Annotated in this window: 20 protein-coding genes; 7 read left to right on the plus strand and 13 right to left on the minus strand. The window is 66.7% G+C overall.

All coding sequences use genetic code 11. From position 1 onward, the window contains the following. Positions 1-29: 29 nt before the first annotated feature. The 7 genes from ABZV58_RS18335 to ABZV58_RS18365 form a co-directional block, all read right to left on the minus strand. On the minus strand, positions 30-449 hold the full coding sequence (locus ABZV58_RS18335; protein WP_355001320.1) for a hypothetical protein: 420 nt from the start codon (positions 447-449) through the stop codon (positions 30-32). A gap of 634 nt (positions 450-1,083) precedes the next feature. Further along, positions 1,084-1,326, minus strand: a complete 243-nt coding sequence (locus ABZV58_RS18340; RefSeq protein ID WP_355001321.1) for a hypothetical protein — start codon at positions 1,324-1,326, stop codon at positions 1,084-1,086. 73 nt (positions 1,327-1,399) lie between these two features. Then, positions 1,400-2,497, minus strand: a complete 1,098-nt coding sequence (locus ABZV58_RS18345) for a hypothetical protein (protein ID WP_355001322.1) — start codon at positions 2,495-2,497, stop codon at positions 1,400-1,402. Further along, complete coding sequence (locus tag ABZV58_RS18350; protein ID WP_355001323.1) at positions 2,487-2,834, minus strand: hypothetical protein; 348 nt, start codon at positions 2,832-2,834, stop codon at positions 2,487-2,489. The genes ABZV58_RS18345 and ABZV58_RS18350 overlap by 11 nt, the downstream gene beginning before the upstream one ends. Positions 2,835-2,908: 74 nt before the next feature. Further along, the gene (locus ABZV58_RS18355; RefSeq protein ID WP_355001324.1) at positions 2,909-3,169 is read right to left on the minus strand and encodes a tyrosine-type recombinase/integrase; all 261 of its coding nucleotides are present in this window, start codon (positions 3,167-3,169) and stop codon (positions 2,909-2,911) included. Between the two features lie 69 nt (positions 3,170-3,238). After that, positions 3,239-4,150, minus strand: a complete 912-nt coding sequence (locus ABZV58_RS18360) for a hypothetical protein (RefSeq protein ID WP_355001325.1) — start codon at positions 4,148-4,150, stop codon at positions 3,239-3,241. Between the two features lie 473 nt (positions 4,151-4,623). Beyond that, a complete protein-coding gene (locus ABZV58_RS18365) occupies positions 4,624-5,355 on the minus strand; it encodes a hypothetical protein (RefSeq protein ID WP_355001326.1) in 732 nt (243 codons plus the stop codon). 573 nt (positions 5,356-5,928) lie between these two features. Between ABZV58_RS18365 and ABZV58_RS18370 the strand changes: the two genes are divergently transcribed. The 5 genes from ABZV58_RS18370 to ABZV58_RS18390 all read left to right on the plus strand — a co-directional run bounded on the left by ABZV58_RS18370 (position 5,929) and on the right by ABZV58_RS18390 (position 9,907). Next, positions 5,929-6,495 (plus strand): hypothetical protein, encoded by a 567-nt coding sequence (locus ABZV58_RS18370; protein ID WP_355001327.1) that lies wholly within the window; start codon positions 5,929-5,931, stop codon positions 6,493-6,495. Positions 6,496-6,586: 91 nt separating this feature from the next. Next, on the plus strand, positions 6,587-7,447 hold the full coding sequence (locus ABZV58_RS18375; RefSeq protein ID WP_355001328.1) for a site-specific integrase: 861 nt from the start codon (positions 6,587-6,589) through the stop codon (positions 7,445-7,447). An 835-nt stretch (positions 7,448-8,282) separates the two neighbouring features. Next, on the plus strand, positions 8,283-9,164 hold the full coding sequence (locus tag ABZV58_RS18380) for a molybdopterin dinucleotide binding domain-containing protein (protein ID WP_355001329.1): 882 nt from the start codon (positions 8,283-8,285) through the stop codon (positions 9,162-9,164). A 213-nt stretch (positions 9,165-9,377) separates the two neighbouring features. Beyond that, the gene (locus ABZV58_RS18385) at positions 9,378-9,680 is read left to right on the plus strand and encodes a DUF2975 domain-containing protein (protein WP_355001704.1); all 303 of its coding nucleotides are present in this window, start codon (positions 9,378-9,380) and stop codon (positions 9,678-9,680) included. Beyond that, positions 9,680-9,907 (plus strand): helix-turn-helix transcriptional regulator, encoded by a 228-nt coding sequence (locus tag ABZV58_RS18390; protein ID WP_355001330.1) that lies wholly within the window; start codon positions 9,680-9,682, stop codon positions 9,905-9,907. The genes ABZV58_RS18385 and ABZV58_RS18390 overlap by 1 nt, the downstream gene beginning before the upstream one ends. 182 nt (positions 9,908-10,089) lie before the next feature. On the opposite strand, the gene ABZV58_RS18395 is transcribed toward ABZV58_RS18390, so the two are convergent. The 3 genes from ABZV58_RS18395 to ABZV58_RS18405 all read right to left on the minus strand — a co-directional run bounded on the left by ABZV58_RS18395 (position 10,090) and on the right by ABZV58_RS18405 (position 14,336). After that, positions 10,090-10,824, minus strand: a complete 735-nt coding sequence (locus tag ABZV58_RS18395) for an alpha/beta hydrolase (RefSeq protein ID WP_355001331.1) — start codon at positions 10,822-10,824, stop codon at positions 10,090-10,092. A 306-nt stretch (positions 10,825-11,130) separates the two neighbouring features. Next, complete coding sequence (locus ABZV58_RS18400) at positions 11,131-13,368, minus strand: molybdopterin-dependent oxidoreductase (RefSeq protein ID WP_355001332.1); 2,238 nt, start codon at positions 13,366-13,368, stop codon at positions 11,131-11,133. Beyond that, on the minus strand, positions 13,365-14,336 hold the full coding sequence (locus ABZV58_RS18405) for an enoyl-CoA hydratase/isomerase family protein (protein WP_355001333.1): 972 nt from the start codon (positions 14,334-14,336) through the stop codon (positions 13,365-13,367). Before ABZV58_RS18405 ends, ABZV58_RS18400 begins: the two co-directional genes overlap by 4 nt. 453 nt (positions 14,337-14,789) lie before the next feature. On the opposite strand from ABZV58_RS18405, the gene ABZV58_RS18410 reads away from it, so the two are divergent. Together ABZV58_RS18410 and ABZV58_RS18415 are read left to right on the plus strand one after the other, a co-directional pair. Next, positions 14,790-15,017: a hypothetical protein gene (locus ABZV58_RS18410; protein WP_355001334.1), complete on the plus strand. Its 228-nt coding sequence runs from the start codon at positions 14,790-14,792 to the stop codon at positions 15,015-15,017. A gap of 174 nt (positions 15,018-15,191) precedes the next feature. Continuing rightward, positions 15,192-15,695, plus strand: coding sequence for a GNAT family N-acetyltransferase (locus tag ABZV58_RS18415; protein ID WP_355001335.1), 504 nt, complete (start codon positions 15,192-15,194; stop codon positions 15,693-15,695). Positions 15,696-15,865: 170 nt separating this feature from the next. On the opposite strand, the gene ABZV58_RS18420 is transcribed toward ABZV58_RS18415, so the two are convergent. The 3 genes from ABZV58_RS18420 to ABZV58_RS18430 form a co-directional block, all read right to left on the minus strand. After that, positions 15,866-16,657, minus strand: a complete 792-nt coding sequence (locus tag ABZV58_RS18420) for an SDR family NAD(P)-dependent oxidoreductase (protein WP_355001336.1) — start codon at positions 16,655-16,657, stop codon at positions 15,866-15,868. 140 nt (positions 16,658-16,797) lie between these two features. Further along, positions 16,798-17,406: a TetR/AcrR family transcriptional regulator gene (locus ABZV58_RS18425; protein ID WP_355001337.1), complete on the minus strand. Its 609-nt coding sequence runs from the start codon at positions 17,404-17,406 to the stop codon at positions 16,798-16,800. A 41-nt stretch (positions 17,407-17,447) separates the two neighbouring features. Further along, positions 17,448-18,338, minus strand: a complete 891-nt coding sequence (locus ABZV58_RS18430; protein ID WP_355001338.1) for an alpha/beta hydrolase — start codon at positions 18,336-18,338, stop codon at positions 17,448-17,450. Positions 18,339-18,434 lie beyond the last annotated feature (96 nt).

Here is an 18,434-nt window from a genome sequence, read left to right on the forward strand (position 1 = left end):
GAGACAAGCTACTTTTCCAGCGTTGTCGGTCAGACAGGCTCGCCTGGGCTCGTCCAGGTGTCGAAATCGCCGATGCCGTCGAGCATCCCGTCGAGCTGGTCGAGTAGGTCGTCGAGGTCGTCGCCTACGGCGTGCGCGCGGTGGCGGGCGGCGGCGCCGCGCTCGTACCAGTCCGAGGCCAGCTCGACGCTCGGCGCGGCGACAGCCAGCTGCTTGCGGTGCAGGTAGATCGCGATCACGTCGGTGCGGGTCAGCGGGTCGAGTTCGTCGACCAGGCCCTCGGCGAATCCGCGGCCGTCGAAGAAACACAGCAGCGGCTGGTCGGCCCACTGCGACAGCAGACCGGTGACCGGCTCGTCCTCGGGCGCGCCGGTGAGTAGCTGTTCGAGGGTGATGTGGCCGGTGAGCCGGGGCGCGTGGGCCAGCATGGTGGCCCACCGGCGAGTCACCGCGACTGGGCAGGTGGCAGACAACCCGGTCGCGGGCAGTTCCGCTAGCGGCTGGGAACCGATGATGACCCGGTCCTCGGACAGGGTGATGTCGCGCTGGCGCAGGCGTGGATCCTGTCCCAGGACAGCCCGGCCACGGCCAGGTGCAGCACGAGCGCGTCGCGGCGCCCATGCAGGGCAGCCGGCCAGCCGGCAACCGGGAGTGCGGCGATGACAGGTTCGACCGCGGCGCGCTCGCGGGCGAGCCGGTCGGCGCGGTCCGGGCGTAGCAGCCGGCGCACGACCTCGGCTTCGGCCGGAGCGGGCAGCCTGCGCGCGCCCGGGATGCCGGTAGTGATGGGGACAGGGTCGTCGAAGCGGCGCCGGGCGCGGCGGTGATCGCGGTGGCGCGGCCGCGCTGGGTGACCAGCGTGCCGGGGTGTGCGCGTAGGTAGTCGACCAGCACGCTGGCCGGGGCGGGCAGGGCTGGGCGGCGGGCCGCGATCGCCCACACCGCGAACTGGATCCATTCCCGCTCGTATTCGTGACTGAGTCCGTCGACACGGGCTATGACCTGTTCGAGCTCTGCGAAGGCCGGATCGTCGTCGTCCTCGTCGTCGAACCATGCTTCGTGTGCGGTCATCAGGTGCCCGTTTCAGGTGATGGTGTCGTAGCTGGGCACGCCGGGTTGGGTGATTCCGGGCAGACTCCACAACGCCAGTTTCCAGTCCGAGGGTGGAGGCACCGGGTCGGCGAGCCGGTCGCGCAGCACCAGGTAGAAGAACGGCTCGTCACACGGGGTCAACTCGAGCCGAAAACCCTCCGCTTCGCCTTTCTCCAATGCGGCGAGCGCTTCTGCTGCGTTCCGCGCTTTGGTGCGGGGGTGGAAGACCAACACGTCGGTGAGGGTGAACTCTTTCGCACCGACGGTGAAGGTGAATCGTTCTGCGGTAAAGCTAGCCCAGGCGCCTTCACCTGCAAGAATTTGACGTAGATGAGGACTGTCCGAACCGGTCAAAGTAACTGTGCCAACAGGCGCTTCCGGGGCCGCGACAGCGTAGCCGTCCAGCAGTAGTCGGGCCACTCGTAGGTTGATGCGCTCGAGCGGCGTCAACGCTTCGGGGATGTTGAAAGAGGTTCGACAGTGTGCCTGAACAACTCAGATCGTAGGCAAGGCGGAACATCGCGTCGAGGTCCCTGTCGACGGTGCTGTCCGCGCCAGGTGCGAATGCCAGAGACGCGAGTTGCTTGTCCTCGATGAAGACCCGGCACAGCAGATCGGTCTGATTGATTGCGGTCAGGATCTCTTCGACGCCGAGTGCGTCGGCGGGGCGGATACGTCGCAGGTTGTATTTGATCTCGGCATGGCCTGGCTGGGAGAGATCTTCCGGGCTGAGCAACTCGATCTGGAGGTGGTCGAAAAAGTCGATCCGCGTCGCGAATCCGTCCGACCCTTTGGTCAGGTGCGAGATCCGCCCTTCGTGCGCGATGACCTGAGTGCCGTGTTCATCGTAGAACCGCAGTTCCGCCGCCGTGCCGATACACGCAGAACTGCTCAGCGCCTCGAATCGTACCTCCATCCCGGTGTACACACCGGCCACAAGTTCCGGCCCGGTGATCGTCACGGTACCGACGACCTCGGCTGGCAAGACAACTTCGCCCGAGGCCCCGAACCGTGTCGAACGCTCGAATTGCTCTCGCAGAGCGGCATGTTCTGGGCCGAACACTCCACCGAAACTCACCAGGATCGGGTTCTTCTCCTGAGCACGGGGGTCCTTCGGACGCAGCGTCTGGGTCACCACGTCACCGACGCGAGCGAAATCGGTCGCCCAGTACAGATCGGTCGAGTCCGCCAGCTCACCCAGACCTTCGATCCTGTCGGTGAGCGTCGTCGTGCTACCCATCAAGGTCTCTGTCTCGAGTCGATACAGTTCGACCTCGGTGCGCATTTCCTCGCGAGCGAGGTAGCGGTAGACATCGGGGAAGTCCATGATCATCTGATCGAGATCGACCCGGTCGATGATCCCGATTTTCGGCACCGGTGTCCCGTCGCTGATCTCATCGCCCAAGCCGAGAACGAACGATCGCTCCCCCGGAGTCAGCTTGGCGGGGATAACGAGAATCCACTCGAACGGTGGGGGGGTCGAGTTTGATGGCGCGCCGGAAAGACTTCCGGATCTGGGTCTGCCGCGTGGACTTCCGGTCACCGGAGAAGCCATCCGGGAAGTACTTCAGTTGATAGATCCGGCGCCTGATGCCCTGGCGCACCTCGAAGTCGATCCCGCCGTCTCCGCCGCGCCCATCCGGTGCGACATAGTCGCCGAGTCCGCGCCACTTGCGCGCCAACAGCGCATCGACAAGCGTCTCGAACTTCGCACTTCCGATCGCGCCCCATTCAACAGCCACTAGTTGCTCCTCCTACCGTTTGACATGCTGCGAGAGCATTTCAGGATGTGGGGTGCCCTGCGACAAACCGGTCATCAAATGCCCAGATCGACACGGACCGAGCGCCGTTCGCGGGCACGGTCGTATCGCAGAGCCGAGGCCGGGTTGCTCCATCCCCCGAGTGCCATGACGTCGGTCAGGTCGGCGCCGCGCTCGAATGCCTCGGTCGCGCCGCCGGCGCGCAGGCTGTGCCCGCGCAGGTCGGGGTATCCGGCGGCTTTGCCGCGGGTCTGGATGATGCGCGCGATCTGGCGATCGGACAGGCCTGCCTCGCCGGGCAGGCCGGTCTTGGCCACCGGCCGGAACAACGGCGCCTCGGGTGCGCTGGTTATGGGCCAGGGCGGCGCGCTGCATTACCGATAGGATCAGAAATCTGTGCGAGCTTCCGCGTCATCAACCGACTTATAGTTCTGCGGGAAATGATCGGCTTCGGCTGCCTCGTAGTCTTCGATCGCCTTCTTCAGCGTGAGCGGCCAGGCGTCATCACTCTGCCTAATCCAGCGGCCAACAATCCCGTAGTTGTCGAGGAAGTGCCGCTGCGGTTGCACCACACCTTCCTCAATGAGCTTGTCCTGGAAAATCACGTTATTGAAGTACTCGATTATCTTCTTGTGGACCAACTCGACGTAGTTGTCGGCATCAGTCGGCGACAAGTACTCACCATGGACAAGTCGATTGCGAAGGCCGTTAGTCCGATCGTAAATCTTGTCTTTCAGATCCTGACCGAGAATGGTCGGCCGAAGTATAGTATCCCTGGTGCCATCGGGACGCTTTATCAAGGCATCCACTGCCGCGAACATGAGCAGCAGTTTCGACGAGTAGCCCGTCGCGTTGACCGCATCATTCCAATACAAGAAGAACTCCTCTCGCACCCGACTGCTACCCAAGAGAAGGTCGAGAGCCTTCTTCTCGTTCTCCTGGAACATCAGGCCAACCGAGCCGAGGTCAACTGGACAGGAGAAGTAGGCAACGTCGCGATCTTCTCGTGTAACCAAGAATGGCTGCAATCGATACTGGATGAACGCCTGCCCGATTAGCGACGCACGCGAGACGACCTTACTCAAGTTCTCTTCAAACTCGGCGAGGGCTTGATCGACAGTATTGGACTCGACCTTGCACTCGGCGAGCCAGGCGTCTCCGTTCCATCCGTGGCCGTTCGTGAAATCCCAGTGCGTGAAGGTGATGCTTCCGGCAGTGAAAGATGGCTCTCCGCTAGTAGCCCCCACTGCATTCTCGACGAGAGTCTTCACTTTATATTGGATGTGGTATCGGGCCATGCCTTAAGCATATAACGGCCGAGACTGTTTTCGATAAAATCTTGCTGCCGTAGGTCAACGACGGCTGGGAGATGTCGGGCTGAGGGGATCCGGATGCGTGACCAATGACGACATCAACTCGAATGGACGCTACTCTCCGGCCCTCACGTCCACGGCTGACCGGGCAGACACCATCGAACTCGACCATCGCCGTAGCCCCTACCACCGGGTCATGGAAGCCCGGACAGTCTGTATCCGCTCCGCCGGTTGCACGGACCGGTTCTGCCGTGCCCGGCTGGCCGCGTCCATGAGGGCGCCGACCGCTTGCTCAGATTCGTCGGACTGCACGTAGGTCGTGGCGAGGTAGAGCTTGGAAAACGCGTTGTGCCGCACCATTCCTGGATCATGGAGCTGCAACAGTCGAACCACTCACTCGCACAACAGATCTGCCTTCAATCTCGGTCAGGCCCTGAGCCTCAGAAAGCCGAGGAGCTCTACGGGCTCAGGCCTGGGCCTTCCATCTCGAACGTGCGCTCTTGTTCGCGTTCCTGGCCGAGCGATTGCTCTTGTCCGAGATGTCGACCGGTGTACAGGTGCACTACTGCAAGCGCATGCCCGGGCACGGCCTCGGCGATGAGCTCGATCTCAGCTCGCAGGCCAGGACTCAAATCCGGAGCGTGCATCAGCAGCAGGCGAGCGGCGTTGATTTCGACAGCAGAGGCTCGGATCTGACCGCAACCGGAGCCGCCATCATTTGCTGCCGTCGTGAGAACCGCGAGGAAGGTAGGGACTGCCACTTTCCGTACAGCCTCGTCTGTGGCCGAGACGATCCGCCGGGCACGGTGATCTGTGTCGTCTCGTGCCTGGTTCGCAAGCGTTCCAAGGACTTCGAGGCCGAGTAGAGCCCTGCTGCTCTCGGGGGCGATTGCGTGGTCGGCCGCCCAATACAGGCTTCGCATCGTGTCGTCGTGCAGCCTGAACTTGTTGAGCTGCCGTTCGGCGCTGTCAGCCGTCTGGGCGGCACGTTCAGCGGCGCCAGCGGACCGCTCCGATGCGCTGGCGGCGGTCCTGGTGACCTGGGCATTCTCCTTCATCGCAGCGACCGTCTCAACGCCTGTCTTCCTCAGCAATCGCGCTGACAGGTAGCTACCCAGGAAACCGATCAGCCCACTGATCAGTGGCAATGCGATTGCAGTCCAGGCGGGTACTGATACCGAATTGGTCATCGAGACTCCGTTCCTGATCGGTGTGCGTCTTCATGATCATCGCCGGTCTCTCCGGCCTGTGATGACTGGCGGGCTGAAACCCGCCAGTACAAGCCGAAGCTCTGCCTCCTCGGGGTCGACGCCCTGGCCGATGAGGAGCGGCCCGTAGATAGCCACCTTCGACCTTCTTGTGACGATCCGCTTTTCGGATTTCGCTGATGGTTCACCGTGCCGCCTCGACGAACGACGGCTGGCCGGTGGTCACCGACGTTCGTGTTCTCGGCGTCGATCTTCCTGGACGTTCCCCATGAGTTGTACGTCCACGAACATGCGCGCGAAAGCCGTTGACGCCAGCCGGGACACGCCGAGAACGAGTCATCTGAGAACACCCAACGGGATGCTTCACAGCTGGCGATTCGCCGGTTGGTCTCTGCGACACGCGCATCCGAGGGCGCGATCGAACAGGTCACCCGGATCGTCGAACCCTTCGTGCAGGATCAGCCGACACACCGGCAACGACTATCAGCGAGGGGAAGAAGATGGGGGTACCTGAGCACAGATGTACGACATCGGTTCGAACACGAACTGCCTGAGATGGGCCCGCAGCCCGGTGATTCCGACGCCGCGGGAGCAGGGGCGCGATGCCAACTCAACGAATCCGCGGTCGCGACGGGTACTCGCGCGTCGCGCGTGCAGCCGATCGATCCCGCACCGGTGGCGTTCGACGAATTGTTCGCCGCAGCACCGCGACGTACCGGGCCACACCGGTTTGCTGGGATTCCGTTTGCTTTCCCGGGCAGTGTCACCGACACACCGATCGGTCAACTGCACTGCGCAGCAGGAACAATCGACGATCACGGTCGGCTCTCGGATCGGTCGGCACTCAAGCACCTGGGCTGGCTCGTCGGACAGCAGATTTCGTTTCAGGGCGACCATCAGTTCATCATCGCCCAGCCCGAACTACACGCACGATGGTCGATCGGACGCACGGGGTATCTGTTCATCCCCGCTGCGTTCCGGCACCCCTGCAACATCAGCCCCGCCGATCGGGTCATGATCGCGGCAGCACCGGCACACGACATACTCCTGGTCATCCCGTCAGCTGTCGTTGCCGCCGTTTTGTGGGCCTACCGACCCGAGGTCTGGCAGAAGCCCGAATGAGCAGCGACCTCGACGCAGCACTGCAACTCATCGCCTCACACTTAGGCCTGGATTCCCCTGCGCTCGCAGGAGCCCGGGGAGCCACCCCGGGATGCCGACCTTCACCGAATACATTGCGGCATTGCGCGCATCGGTGTCGGCGACAACCGTGCACACCTATGATCCCTACTGGCGCATCGTCGAAAACGCCTGGGGCAATAGGTGCCTGGATGGGCCGACGCCACTGGAAATCGAGGCACTGGTCGAAACGCACCGTTGCCAGGCCCAGATTCGAGCCAACTCTCGCGAAGGCCGTGGCGCAGTCACACACATGATCTCAGCGATCCGCTGCATCTACCGCCATGCCGAACTCGACGACCTCATCGCCCCCGCCCGCAATCCGGCCAGCCGAGTCACCAAACCTCGTCAACTACCCAGCCCCCGCCACGCGCTGACCCGCGAGCAGATCATCGCGATCGGCCACGTCGCTTCCACCACTGGCAACGACACCGAACTCGACGCACTCATCATCCGACTCCATATCGAAGCGGCATGCCGGCAAGGAAGCGTCCTACGCCTGGAACTGACCGACCTCGAGCCCGACCACTGCCTGATCCGCTTGCGGGACAAAGGCGGCACGCTGCGCTGGCGGCCGATCTCCCCCATCCTGATGACCAAACTCATCGCCCATGCTGCCGCACGCCACGGCACATCCGCGACAACCCGAGTACTCCGATATCGGAGCGGGCGCCCGATCGGCCCCAGCCGCTACACCTACCTGACCGCACGGATCCATCAGCATCTGCCGTGGGCAGCACGACGACAAGTCAGCTCACACTGGATCCGCCACACCACACTCACCTACGTCGAGCGCGAATACGGCATCTCCATCGCACGCGCCTACGCCGGACACACCGACAACGCTGGATACCAGGGATCAACACCTACTTACACCAAAGCGGGCATCGTCTAAGTGGCCGAAGCTCTTTCGACGTTGACCGGGCAGCCACACCCACTGGCACGGACTTCACACCATCCGCTTGCCCCATGGCAGGACCGGTCCGGGTAACCACTGTGCGCTAACCAGCCCGGCTGAGACGAGATTGGGGCGGCGAACCTTGACCGGACACCGTCGCCGTAGATTCCACACCAACTCGGCGGGGTGTTACAAGTTCGGTGAGCACATAGCCGAGGCAGATCGGCCAGATAGGTTGCAGGCAATGATGGTCGATCATTCGGCCACCACCGGACTCGTCATCGCGCATGGCCGACCACTCACCGATTCCGCTCCACCAATATTGTTGACATCCAATCAGAATTCGCTTTAGATTCGCTTCATGGGTCAGAGAGTTCGGCAACCACACCGCAGCGATGCGCACCGTTACCGTTGATCCGCGCGCATACCTAGCGGTGCCGCGCGACCCTGCCGCCAGCCAAGTGTGCTGCCGGACAACCCGTCCCGGCCTCGACTCAACGATCCATTGCTTCCCAGGTATCGCCAAGACAACACCTAACGCGCAAATCCATTGCGCCACAGTGATACTCGACGGTCCACGGTCATTTGCCGGACCGTTCCGTACCGAAGCGCCCGGAATGCAAGACTACGAAACGAATCTCACTCACAGCGCCCAGCTGGTCGCGGATGCGCTTTCGATGCCGATGGCGGTAATCTCTAAAGCTATGAACACGCAAACGCTGCGAGTTCGCTGCAAACCGGTCTCTAGAACACCGAGACCACCCGCCACGCCGACATCATTCTGCCGCCGATCTCCCCGCTCGAGCGCGAGGACCTCAACATCCTGTTCCCGGTGTTCAGCGTCCGCAACAACGTGCGCTACGACGCGCGGGTGTTCGAGCCGCCCGCCGACGGGTTGGAGGATTGGCAGATCATGGCCCGGCTGGTCACCGAGTTGCTTCCGCTGCCCGTGCGCGGGGTGACCGGGCGCGCGGTGAACGCGGTGTTCGAGCAGTTCAGTCCGGTGCGGCTGGCGTCGGCGGCGATGGCGGCGGGCCCCTACGGTGTGCTGCGGCAGGGGCTGGCCGGGTTGACCGTCGGGAAGGTGCGGGCGGCGGCAGGCGGAATCGATCTGGGTCCGCTGCGGCCGCGGCTGCGGACACTGATCGGTACCCGGGACAAGAAGGTGCGTTTGGCGCCGCCGGACTTCGTGGCGGCCGCGCGCCAACTGGTCGAGGACGCGGCGCGCGGCCGGTCGCTGACGGCGCCGTCGGACGGTTTCGATTTGAAGCTGATCGGTCGACGGCATCTGCGCAGCAACAACTCCTGGCTGCACAACGTGCCGTCGATGGTGAAGGGCAAGGACCGCTGCACGGCGCTGATGCACCCCCACGACGCGGCCGAACGCGGACTCCGCGACGGAGCGCCGGTGACGGTGAGCTCCGCGACGGGCTCGATCGTGGTCACACTCGAGGTGAGCGACGATATCCGGCCCGGCGCGGTCGCCATCCCGCACGGGTGGGGACACCGCGAGCCCGGCGTCGGCTGGACGGTCGCGGCGTCGCTGCCCGGCGCGAACGTGAACCTGCTGCACGACCCTTCGTCGATCGACCCGTTCTCGGGTGCGTCGGCGGTCAACAACACCTGGGTCCGCGTGGAACCCGCACCGGTCGCGCCCTCCGATGCCCCGGAATCCGTGTGCGACAACACCGTGACCGTCCACCACGAAAGTTGAGCCCGACGGATACCCGTCAGCAGGCGCTATGCCATACTTCGCCCAGGCCACCGTGCCCGCGGACCTTCCGATCGATCCGGCCGCGCATCCTGCTACCGCGCTGCCCGCCGGCGCCACCGCGAGCGCCACCGGACAGATCGGGTCGAGATCGGCTCGCCGACGGCATGGCAACGCGTCCTGCACGTATTCACCTGGCTTCCCACCGCGAGCGTTCTGCTCGCCGCTCTCGCGCTACTGGCCCTCGTGCTGTATCGGGCTCGGCGCAGCGACCCGTTCACTCCGCGCACCGTCGCTGGTCTGCGGCTCATCGGTGCGGTCCTGCTCGCGGGCATGATCGGCGCGCTGCTGGAGGGCGCCGCCGAACTCGTGCTCGATCGGACCGTGGACTCGGCTCGCACCGCCGGCGGCTTCGAGGTGGCGATCGGTTGGCCGCTGGCCGGGCTCGGATGTTTCGTGGTCGCCGAGATTCTGGCACGAGGCACTCGGATGCGCGACGACTTGGCGACGGTCATCTGATGCCGCCCGAGGAGGACCATCGAGTCACCGTGCACCTGGACCGGCTACTCGCACAGCGGGAAATGACGCTGACCGAACTCGCCGATCGGGTCGGGATCACCCTGGCTAACCTGTCGGTACTCGAGAACGGACGGGCGCGGGCGATCCGTTTCTCGACCCTCACGGCCCTGTGTGACGTCCTGCGCTGCCAACCGGCCGACCTGTTCACCGTCGAACCTCCCAGCTGAGGGGGCGCTGGTGGCCGGGCGCCCCGATCGCGGTGGTACCGCCGATGGCCGGTACCACCAGGGTCGGGGCGGTGGTGAATCTGCTGGCCACCGCTCATCGAGGAGGGTCGGAACCTGTCGTCGAATGAGCGGAATCCTGGCCGACAGCTCCTATGGTCTGCTGCGGGCCTGACGGATCGGCCTCACCTCAGGTGCCGGGCGAAGAACCGGTTCGCCTCGTCGCCGGCGAACCGCGGGACGCCGGTATGCCCGCCCATATTGGCGTGCAGCGTCTTCTCTTCGGAGCCGAAGGCGTCGAACAGGTCCAGCGCCATGTGCCGGTCGTTTCCTTCGTCGTCCCATTGCAGCAGGACATGCAGCGGAATGGTGACCTGCCGGGCCTCCTCGAACATGGCGCGGGGCACGAAACTCCCCGCGAACAGAACGGCGGCCGAGATGCGCGGCTCGACCACCGCCAGCCGGACGCCGATGGAGATCACCCCTCCCGAATACCCGACCGGGCCACCGATCTCGGGCAGCGCGAGAAGGGCGTCCAGGGCGGCCCGCCATTCCGGGACCGCCTTGTCGACCAGCGGGAGGACGAGCCGGTCGATGATCTCGTCATCGACCGGCTCGCCAGCAGTCACCGCCCGGCGCAGGTCGGCGCGGGCCTGCTCGGCGGCGGGCGAACGGGGCCGGTCACCGCTGCCGGGGAGCTCGATGGTGGCCGTGGCGAAGCCCTCCGCCGCGGCGTGCCGTGCGCGGGCCACCAGCCGGGGGTACATCATGGGCAGTCCGCCGGGGTGGCCGAGCAGGATCAGCGGCGCCGGTTCGGATGCTGAGACGGACGTCCACAGAATGCCGGGGATCTCGCCGAGGGTGAACGCGCGCTCCACGACGCTGTCGTCGTCGAGGCGCTGTTCGGAAATGAATTGCACGGTAGTGCCTTTCGGGAGTGCTGTTGAACGGCGCTCCCGGACGACCTATCGCCCGACCGTGACCCCAGAGGGGAGCACCCATGTCGATACTGCGTTCACGGGTACCACCTCCTCGTTGTCTCTCACGGCTTTTGGAAAGTAGCAGCGGTCGCCATGGTCCGCCAACAGGTTTTCGCGGAGGCCCCGGCGAGCGCGCCCGAGTGGCCAGGTCAGCTGTTCGCCGGTCCGACCTCGCTTCGAGGAAGCGCCTGTGCCACTGCGACGCAGCCGCACGCGCGGGGCGAGTGCGGTGAAACGTTGTGCGCCTCAGGCTGGTTCGATGCGGGCGGGGACGTGTTTATGCCAGGGTGTGCCCGCGATGGCGTCGCGCAGGGTGACGTCGGTGAGTTCGTTGAGTGCGACGCCGGTGCGGGTGCCGTCGGGCAGGTCGAGGCCGAAACCGTTGGGCAGGGAGACGTGGCCGGGTTGCATGCGGTCGGTGAGTTCGACGGTGGTGACGGCGCTGCCGCGGCGGGTGGTGACGCGAGCGCGGTCGTTGGCGCCCAGGCCGAGGCGGGTGGCGTCTTCGGGGTTCATCCGCAGTGCGCCGTCGGGATCGCGCCGACGCCACGTGTCGTCGCGGAAGATGGTGTTGGCGGTGAAGGAGCGCCGCTCCCCCGCGGCCAGCACGAACGGGTAGTCGGCGCTGGTGTGGGTGGCGGCAGTGGTGTCCAGTGCGCGCAGGGCGTGCAGCAGTTCGGGGATGGCGAGGGGGATGCGTTTGCCGGGGTGCGGGACGTAGTCCCAGGCGTCGGCGTAGTCGTCGACGGTGAAGGTGACACCGGAGCGTCCGGCGAGGATGGCGTCGAAGAGGGCGTCGGCGTCGCGGTGTCCGGCGCGGCGCATGGCCGCGGGATGGACGCGGGCGACGCGCTGGGCCAACGCCCACAGCACCGCGGCGGCGCGCGCGCCGCCGGGCAGGGTGGGGCCGAGGGTTTCGTAGAGCAGATACGGCGCCAAGCCCGCGGTGTTCTTGTCGATGGCCACCAGCGCCGCGAAGGCCAGTGCGTAGGGGCGCCGGCCGAGGCGGGCGGCGGTGCGCAACAGCGCGAGCCGGGTGCGCGAGACCGCGCCGAGTTCGCGCAGCAGCCGCGCGTAGATCTCGGGTTCGGGCAGCGTGCCCGGTAGCGGGTCGAGCAGCGGCGCGCGCAAATGGAACGTGTTGTGCGGGAATTCGAGAGTGAAGAAGGTGGCTTCCCACTTCTCGAACTGACTGGCCGCGGGCAGCACGTAATCGGCGTGGCGGGCGGTCTCGGTGAACGCGACATCGATGACGACCACCAGATCCAGCGCGTCGAGCGCGGCGCGGAAGGAGGTCGAATCGGCAAGGGAATGCGCGGGATTGGCGGACTCGACGATCATCGCGCGGAAGCGGTCGGGATGGTCGGTGAGTATCTCCTCGGCGATGGAGTTGCACGGCAGCATGCCGCCGAGGACGGGCGCCCCGGTGACGGGGCTGCGGCGGATGTCGCGGCTGTAGCCGGCCAGCGGGACCAGCCACGAGTGCGGTTGCATCGCGCCCGGTGCGGCGAAATTGCCGGTGAGCAGCCACAGCAGTTTGTTCAGATACGAGATGAGGGTGCTGTTGGGGCTTTGCTGCACGCCGAGGTCTTCGTAGGTGGCGACGCTGGCGGCGGTGCCGATGCGGTGGGCTGCGGTGCGCAGCAGCTCGACCGGGACGCCGCAGCGGTCGGCGTAGTCGGCGATGTCGACATCGCGCAGCGCGGCCACGACATCCTCGGCCTGGCTGGTGTGCGCGGAGAGGAAGCCGTGATCGAGCAGATCGTCGCGGACCAGGATGGCCAGCAGCGCCGCCAGACACCACGCGTCGGTTCCGGGGCGGACCTGGAGGTGGATGTCGGCGAGGTCGGCGGTTTCGGTGCGCACCGGGTCGATGACGATCATGCTGCGCGCGGGATCCTTGGCGATCTGCTGCAGGATGGTGCGGGCGCGCGGCACGCCGTGGGATTGCCAGGGGTTCTTGCCGAGGAACACCGACACTTCGGCGTGTTCGAAGTCGCCGGTGGTGTGGCCGCCGGTCAGGTGGGCGTCGACCCAGCCCTCGCCGGTCTTCTCCTGGGCGAGCGCGGTGGAGCGGTAGCGGCTGCCCAGGGCGCGGCGCAGGGCTCCGCTGTAGGCGCCGCCGAGGTGGTTGCCTTGGCCGCCGCCGCCGTAATAGAAGATTTTGTCGCCGCCGTGCCGGGCACGTACCTCTTCGAGCCGGGAAGCGACCTCGGAAATCGCGGTGTCCCAGTCGATTTCGGTGAAGGTGCCGTCGGGTTCGCGGCGCAGCGGGCTGGTCAGGCGGGCGCCGCCGTTCTGATAGTGGTCCAGGCGCAGCGCCTTGTTGCAGGTGTAGCCGGCGGAGGCGACGTGGTCTTTGTCGCCGCGGATCTTGGCGAAACGGCGACCGTCGAGCTGGATGAGCAGACCGCAGTTGTTCTCGCACAGAATGCAGGCGGTCTTGTGCCACGCTTCGGTGGCCGAAGGGGTGGGTTTCGTCATTTGCTCACCTGGTCTACGCGGGTGCCGTCGACCCATGGTCCGGGGTCGGCGAGGAAGGGTGTGTCGGCGAGGCGGTCGAGGTCCTCGAAGAAGGCTTCGGTGGTGCGGGCGGCCGCGGCGGTGGTGCCGACGGAGACGAAGCCTGCCTGTTCGGCGTCGAGACCGCGGGACAGAGATCTGTCGGTGCCGAAGTAGACGGCACGCTTGAGCTCGGCGACGACGACGGGATTGCGGGCGGCTAGCCGGGCCGCGGTCGCCTGCGTGGCGGCGAGGAGTTCGTCGGCGGCCACCACCCGGTGCACCACACCGAGGCGCAGGGCTTCCTCGGCGGTGAACGGTGTGCCTTCGAGGATGATCTCGATGGCTTTGGCGGCGCCGAGCAGACGCGTCAGGCGTTGGGTCGCACCGCCGCCGGGGATGAGGTTGGCCAGTGTTTCGATCTGTCCGAGGCGCACGTGGTCGGCATCGGCGGCGTAGCGAAGGTCGCAGGCCAGCGCGATCTCGTGGCCGCCGCCGAGCGCGGGGCCGTTGACAGCGGCGAGGTAGGCGACGCCGGAGCGGTTCATCCGCAGGGTGGTGCGTTTCCATCGATAACCCCAAACCAGCCCCGCGCCGAGCCCCCCGCCGCGGCGTTCGACGAGTTCCGCGACACCGGGAAGGCGCAGCGCGGCCGCGCTGGCGCGCAGGAACGGCGCCGCGACGCGGGCAGGAACGAACGGGTGCGGCATGTCGATCATGCCGGCCAGCGCGGCGGGGTCGGCGTGGGTGAGGAAACGGCCGGGCAGACCGCCGGTGAGTACGACCGCACCGACGGTGTCGTCGGCATCGACGGCGGCGGTGAAGGTGTCCAGATCGCGCACCACCGCCGGGGTCACGAAGTTCCACGGCGGGGCGACGATTCGCGCGGTGAGGACCCGCTCTTCTCGCTCTAGTTCGATGGTGTCCAGCTGCAGGTCGTCGGCGGACATCGGCGGCTCCTTCGGTGCGTGGCTGCGGTCGGAACGCGAGAGAAAGCGTCAGTGAACACGTTTCGGGGTCGCGTCGTCCCGATACCCGACTATGGAGTACACCATAATGGGTGTGTCAAGCCTCCAATGTCGCCGCCATGTGTCTGCGTTGCCTGCGTGATCAGCGGGACCGGAGGTGAGAGCCGTCGTTGACCGAAATCCAACCTCTAGGGGTATAGCGGCGTGGGCCTGGCAGGGGTTGACTTGTTCGCATACTCAGCGCGGAGGTCCAAGGTCGAGAAAGGAACAGTCATGTCCGGCAAGACCAAACAGGCCCGCAAATCGGGTACCGAGCCAACCGAGACCGCACCTTCGGTGGCTGGATCGGCGGGAGAACCCTCGGCAACCGAATCGAATATCGGACCTGCCGCGAACGGAGGAGTGCGTGTCCCGATTCCGACGGTCGGAGTGCGGATGGCGCGAGTCCCGCTTCCGCCCGGATCGCGCACGGCGGCCAACGGTGTCTCGTCGGTGACCACGGCGGTGCTGCATCGAGTGCCGGATCGGGAGTCGATGCTCTACTACGGCGGGCTCGGTGCGGCGGCCGCCACCGGACTGGTGTCGTGGCCGGTGGCCACGGCGATCGGGGTCGGTGTCTGGGTCGCGGAGCACGCCCGCAACGCCGCGTCCGCCAGCCGGTAACACCACGTCGAACAGCGAGAGCACGCTGCGGCCTGCGTCGGCCGCGCGGCATGTCCGCGGCCGCTGAACCCGCGCGACGGAAGTCGGTGCGGGAGGTGGTGTCGGCCGTCAGGGTGCGGTGTGCCTCCGGAAATGGCGTGGCCGTGCGCGCACGGTTCTCCTATGTTCGGATTCGTGATCTCCGCTTCGCTACGCCCAGCCATGACCGCCGACGAACCCTTCCTCTGGGAAATGCTCTACGAGGCATCGCATGCTGCCGATCAGGGACTGACCGTGGCCGACCTGGAAACCATTCCCGCGCTGTCGCGTTACGTCGACGGCTGGGGCGCCGACGGCGATCTCGGCGTCATCGGCGGCCCGGCCGAATCCCCCTGCGGCGCGGCGTGGTTGCGCTTGCTGACCGGCACGGACGCCGGATACGGCTACGTCGACGACGCCACTCCTGAACTCGCGATCGCCGTCGCACCGCGGGCGCGCGGCACCGGGCTCGGCACGGCGATGCTCGAACAGCTCGTCACCGCCGCCGCTGGACGCTATCCGGCGATGAGTCTCAGCGTGCGCGAGGAGAATCCGGCGCGACGGTTGTATCAGCGCTTGGGCTTCGTCGATGTCGACGGCTCGCGCATCGTCAACCGGGCGGGCACCACCAGCATCACCATGGTGCTGCCACTGCGCTGAGGACCCGCGGTTGCTCGCGGCGCTGGAAGTGCGCGGAACTCCGTTTCACCGCGAGCAGATCGCCCTCCAGCGCTGCCGCCGACGTCCTCGAACAGCAGCAACCGGGCGCACCGGTCGAGTAGCAGCGACCGGTGCTGCCCGGGATCAGCTCGAGTGTCGTTCCGGCGTCCTCACCGTTTGGCGCGCTGCGCATCGGCCAATGTCGCCGCGATCTTGTCCGCGCCCGCGAGCCGCTGCACCCGCGCGGACAAGCCGGGCGCGATACCCGCGAGCAGCGCGCCGATGCGCACCTGGGCCGGGGCTACGTCGATCTCGCCGACATTGCGTTCCACGGCGCGACGCACCGCGGCCGCCACCTGATCGGGCGAGGAGGTGCCGGTGCCGAAGGCCGGGGGAACGCCCGCGTCGGCGAACATGCCCGCGTCGCGGACGAAGCCGGGGAACACCGTCGAGACGCCGACGCCGTGCGGGGCCAGATCCTGGCGCAGCGCTTGGGCGAAGCCGCGCAGCCCGAATTTGGTGGCGTTGTAGAGGGAGACCCGGGGTGAGGCGATCTTGCCCGAGATGGAGGAGATGAACACCAGATGCCCGCGTCCCTGGGCGACGAAGGGTTCGGCCAGCAGGCGGGCGGTGATGATCGGGGCGCGCAGGTTCACATCGAGTGCGCGGTCGATCTGCTCGAGGGAGTAGTCGGTGAGCAGCCCGCTGGCGGGCACGGCCGCGTTCGCGATGACGATGTCGAGCGGGCCCGCCGCCGCGAGCAGCGCCGCGACCCCGTCGGGGTCGGCCAGATCGGCGGGCACGGCGCGGGCGCCGGTCTGGGCGGCCAGCGGGGCCAGCACGTCGACGCGGCGGCCGGTGAGCACCAGCTCGGCGCCGCGTTCGGCGAACGCGTGGGCGATGGCGTGCCCGATGCCGCCGGTGGCGCCCGTGATCAGAACTCGTGAACCTGCGATCTTCATCGGCTGTACCGTCCCCTGTCGCCGCGGTGCGGAGAACGCGGGTCTGTCCCGCTTCTGGGAGCACGGTAGCGAGCCGAGCGGGTCGAACACATCCGCGCGCGGTCGGATCTCCGACTCCGACCGTGGTAGGGGTCGCCGGGTCAGTGCGCGGAGGTCGGGTAGAGCGCGCGCAGCTCGCCGACCGCGTCGTCGAGGGGTTCGATGCTGCGCTGGACCCGGCACAGCGCGATGGCGCCTTCGAAGGAGGCGACGGTGAGCACCGCCAGGCGCCGGGCCCGGTCGGCGGGGACGTCGTGGCGGGTCAGCACGTCGGTGAGCGCGGCGTGCCAGCGCTCGAAGACGGCGGCCGCGGCGCGCGCGAATTCTGGTGTCTCGTCGTTGGTTTCGACGGCGACCGCGAAGATCGGGCACCCCGCGCGGAACTGGCTCTCGCGCAGCGTGGTGCGCCACATCTCGGCGAATTTCTCCAGCGCGTCGACCGGGTCGCTGTCGCGGGTGAGGCGCTCGATGTAGCCGGACATGATCTCACCGGCGGTGGTGACGGCGTCGTTGACGAGCTGGGTACGTCCGCCGGGGAAATGGTGATACACCGAGCCGCGCGGTGCGCCGGTGCTGGCCAGCACCCGGTCCACACTGGTGGCGCTGGCGCCGTGCACGCGCAGCGAGTCGATGGCCCCCTCGATCATCCGCTGTCGCGCGTTGGGCAGGCGGGTACGAGGGGAACCGTCGGTGCTGGATCGGCGTGCCACGCCCTCATTCTATGGGGTTGCCCATAGTGGAGGTGTGGCGGTCAGCGCACCCGGCTGCGGTGGAATTCCAGGAACGCCTCCAAGGTCCGTTGCGGCGCCTCGACCTGCGGGTAGTGGCCGATGTCGGGCAACTCCACCACGTCGGGGTCCTCGATCAGTTCGCGGTAGCGTTGGACCATGTGCGCACCCGAGACCGGGTCGCGCAGCCCGTCGATCAACCGCACCGGCACCACGGCTTGCTGCAGCGCGCCGACCCAGCGTTCCCGATGCTTGCGCCGCTCGGCCATGTAGCGAATGATCTTGTGGCCGTTGCGTTTACCGTGCCGGGACGACCACAGCAGCCAGAACTGGTGCAGCTCGGCGGCACTGGGGCGGGTGTCGGGTCCGAAGACCGCCGCCAGGCTGCGCTTGAACGCGGTCTCACCGCCGAGAACCCCGACCATCGGTCCCAGCGGTCCGGCCAGCAGCCGCTGCACCCAGCGGGCGCGGTGGGTCTCGGGGAACAGTCCCCCGTTGAGCAGGCACACCGATTCGATGGTCAGCGAGTCGTCGCCGATGGCGCGGCGTTCGGCGTCGCGGGCCAGGAGTTCCTGGGCGACGGTGTCGCCGTAGTCGTGGGCCAGCACGTGGAAACGGTGCACGCTCTGTTCGCGCAGCAGTTGTTCGTGCAGGTCGGCTTGGTCGGCGATGCTGTAGTCGTAGGTGCGCGGCTTGGCCGACCAGCCGAAGCCGATCATGTCGGCGGCCAGGACCCGCGCGAACCGCTCACCGAGCCCGGGCCACACGGCATGCCAGTCCCAGGATGCGGTCGGGAAGCCGTGAATGCACAGCAGGACCCCCTCGGGTCCGCCGCCGCCCTCGGTCCAGAAGATCTGATGCCCGTTATGGGTGAACCGGTGTCCGTTGGCACGCCAATTCGCAAACTCCTCCATACCCGATAAGCATTGCCGGTGCGCGGGCGCGCGGCAGCGATTCCGGGGAATCGGCCTCGCGACCGCGTCGTCCACGGCGCGAACGCGGCGATGGTG

It is taken from the genome of Nocardia sp. NPDC004654 (assembly GCF_040609595.1).
In the GTDB taxonomy this organism is placed as follows: domain Bacteria; phylum Actinomycetota; class Actinomycetes; order Mycobacteriales; family Mycobacteriaceae; genus Nocardia.

Bases quoted from the DNA above. Each gene is read 5' to 3' on its own strand.
- ABZV58_RS18360 (WP_355001325.1), bottom strand. From the start codon at position 4,150: ATGGCCCGATACCACATCCAATATAAAGTGAAGACTCTCGTCGAGAAT.
- ABZV58_RS18365 (WP_355001326.1), bottom strand. From the start codon at position 5,355: ATGACCAATTCGGTATCAGTACCCGCCTGGACTGCAATCGCATTGCCA.
- ABZV58_RS18370 (WP_355001327.1), top strand. From the start codon at position 5,929: ATGGGCCCGCAGCCCGGTGATTCCGACGCCGCGGGAGCAGGGGCGCGA.
- ABZV58_RS18375 (WP_355001328.1), top strand. From the start codon at position 6,587: ATGCCGACCTTCACCGAATACATTGCGGCATTGCGCGCATCGGTGTCG.
- ABZV58_RS18390 (WP_355001330.1), top strand. From the start codon at position 9,680: ATGCCGCCCGAGGAGGACCATCGAGTCACCGTGCACCTGGACCGGCTA.
- ABZV58_RS18400 (WP_355001332.1), bottom strand. From the start codon at position 13,368: ATGACGAAACCCACCCCTTCGGCCACCGAAGCGTGGCACAAGACCGCC.
- ABZV58_RS18405 (WP_355001333.1), bottom strand. From the start codon at position 14,336: ATGTCCGCCGACGACCTGCAGCTGGACACCATCGAACTAGAGCGAGAA.
- ABZV58_RS18410 (WP_355001334.1), top strand. From the start codon at position 14,790: ATGGCGCGAGTCCCGCTTCCGCCCGGATCGCGCACGGCGGCCAACGGT.
- ABZV58_RS18420 (WP_355001336.1), bottom strand. From the start codon at position 16,657: ATGAAGATCGCAGGTTCACGAGTTCTGATCACGGGCGCCACCGGCGGC.
- ABZV58_RS18430 (WP_355001338.1), bottom strand. From the start codon at position 18,338: ATGGAGGAGTTTGCGAATTGGCGTGCCAACGGACACCGGTTCACCCAT.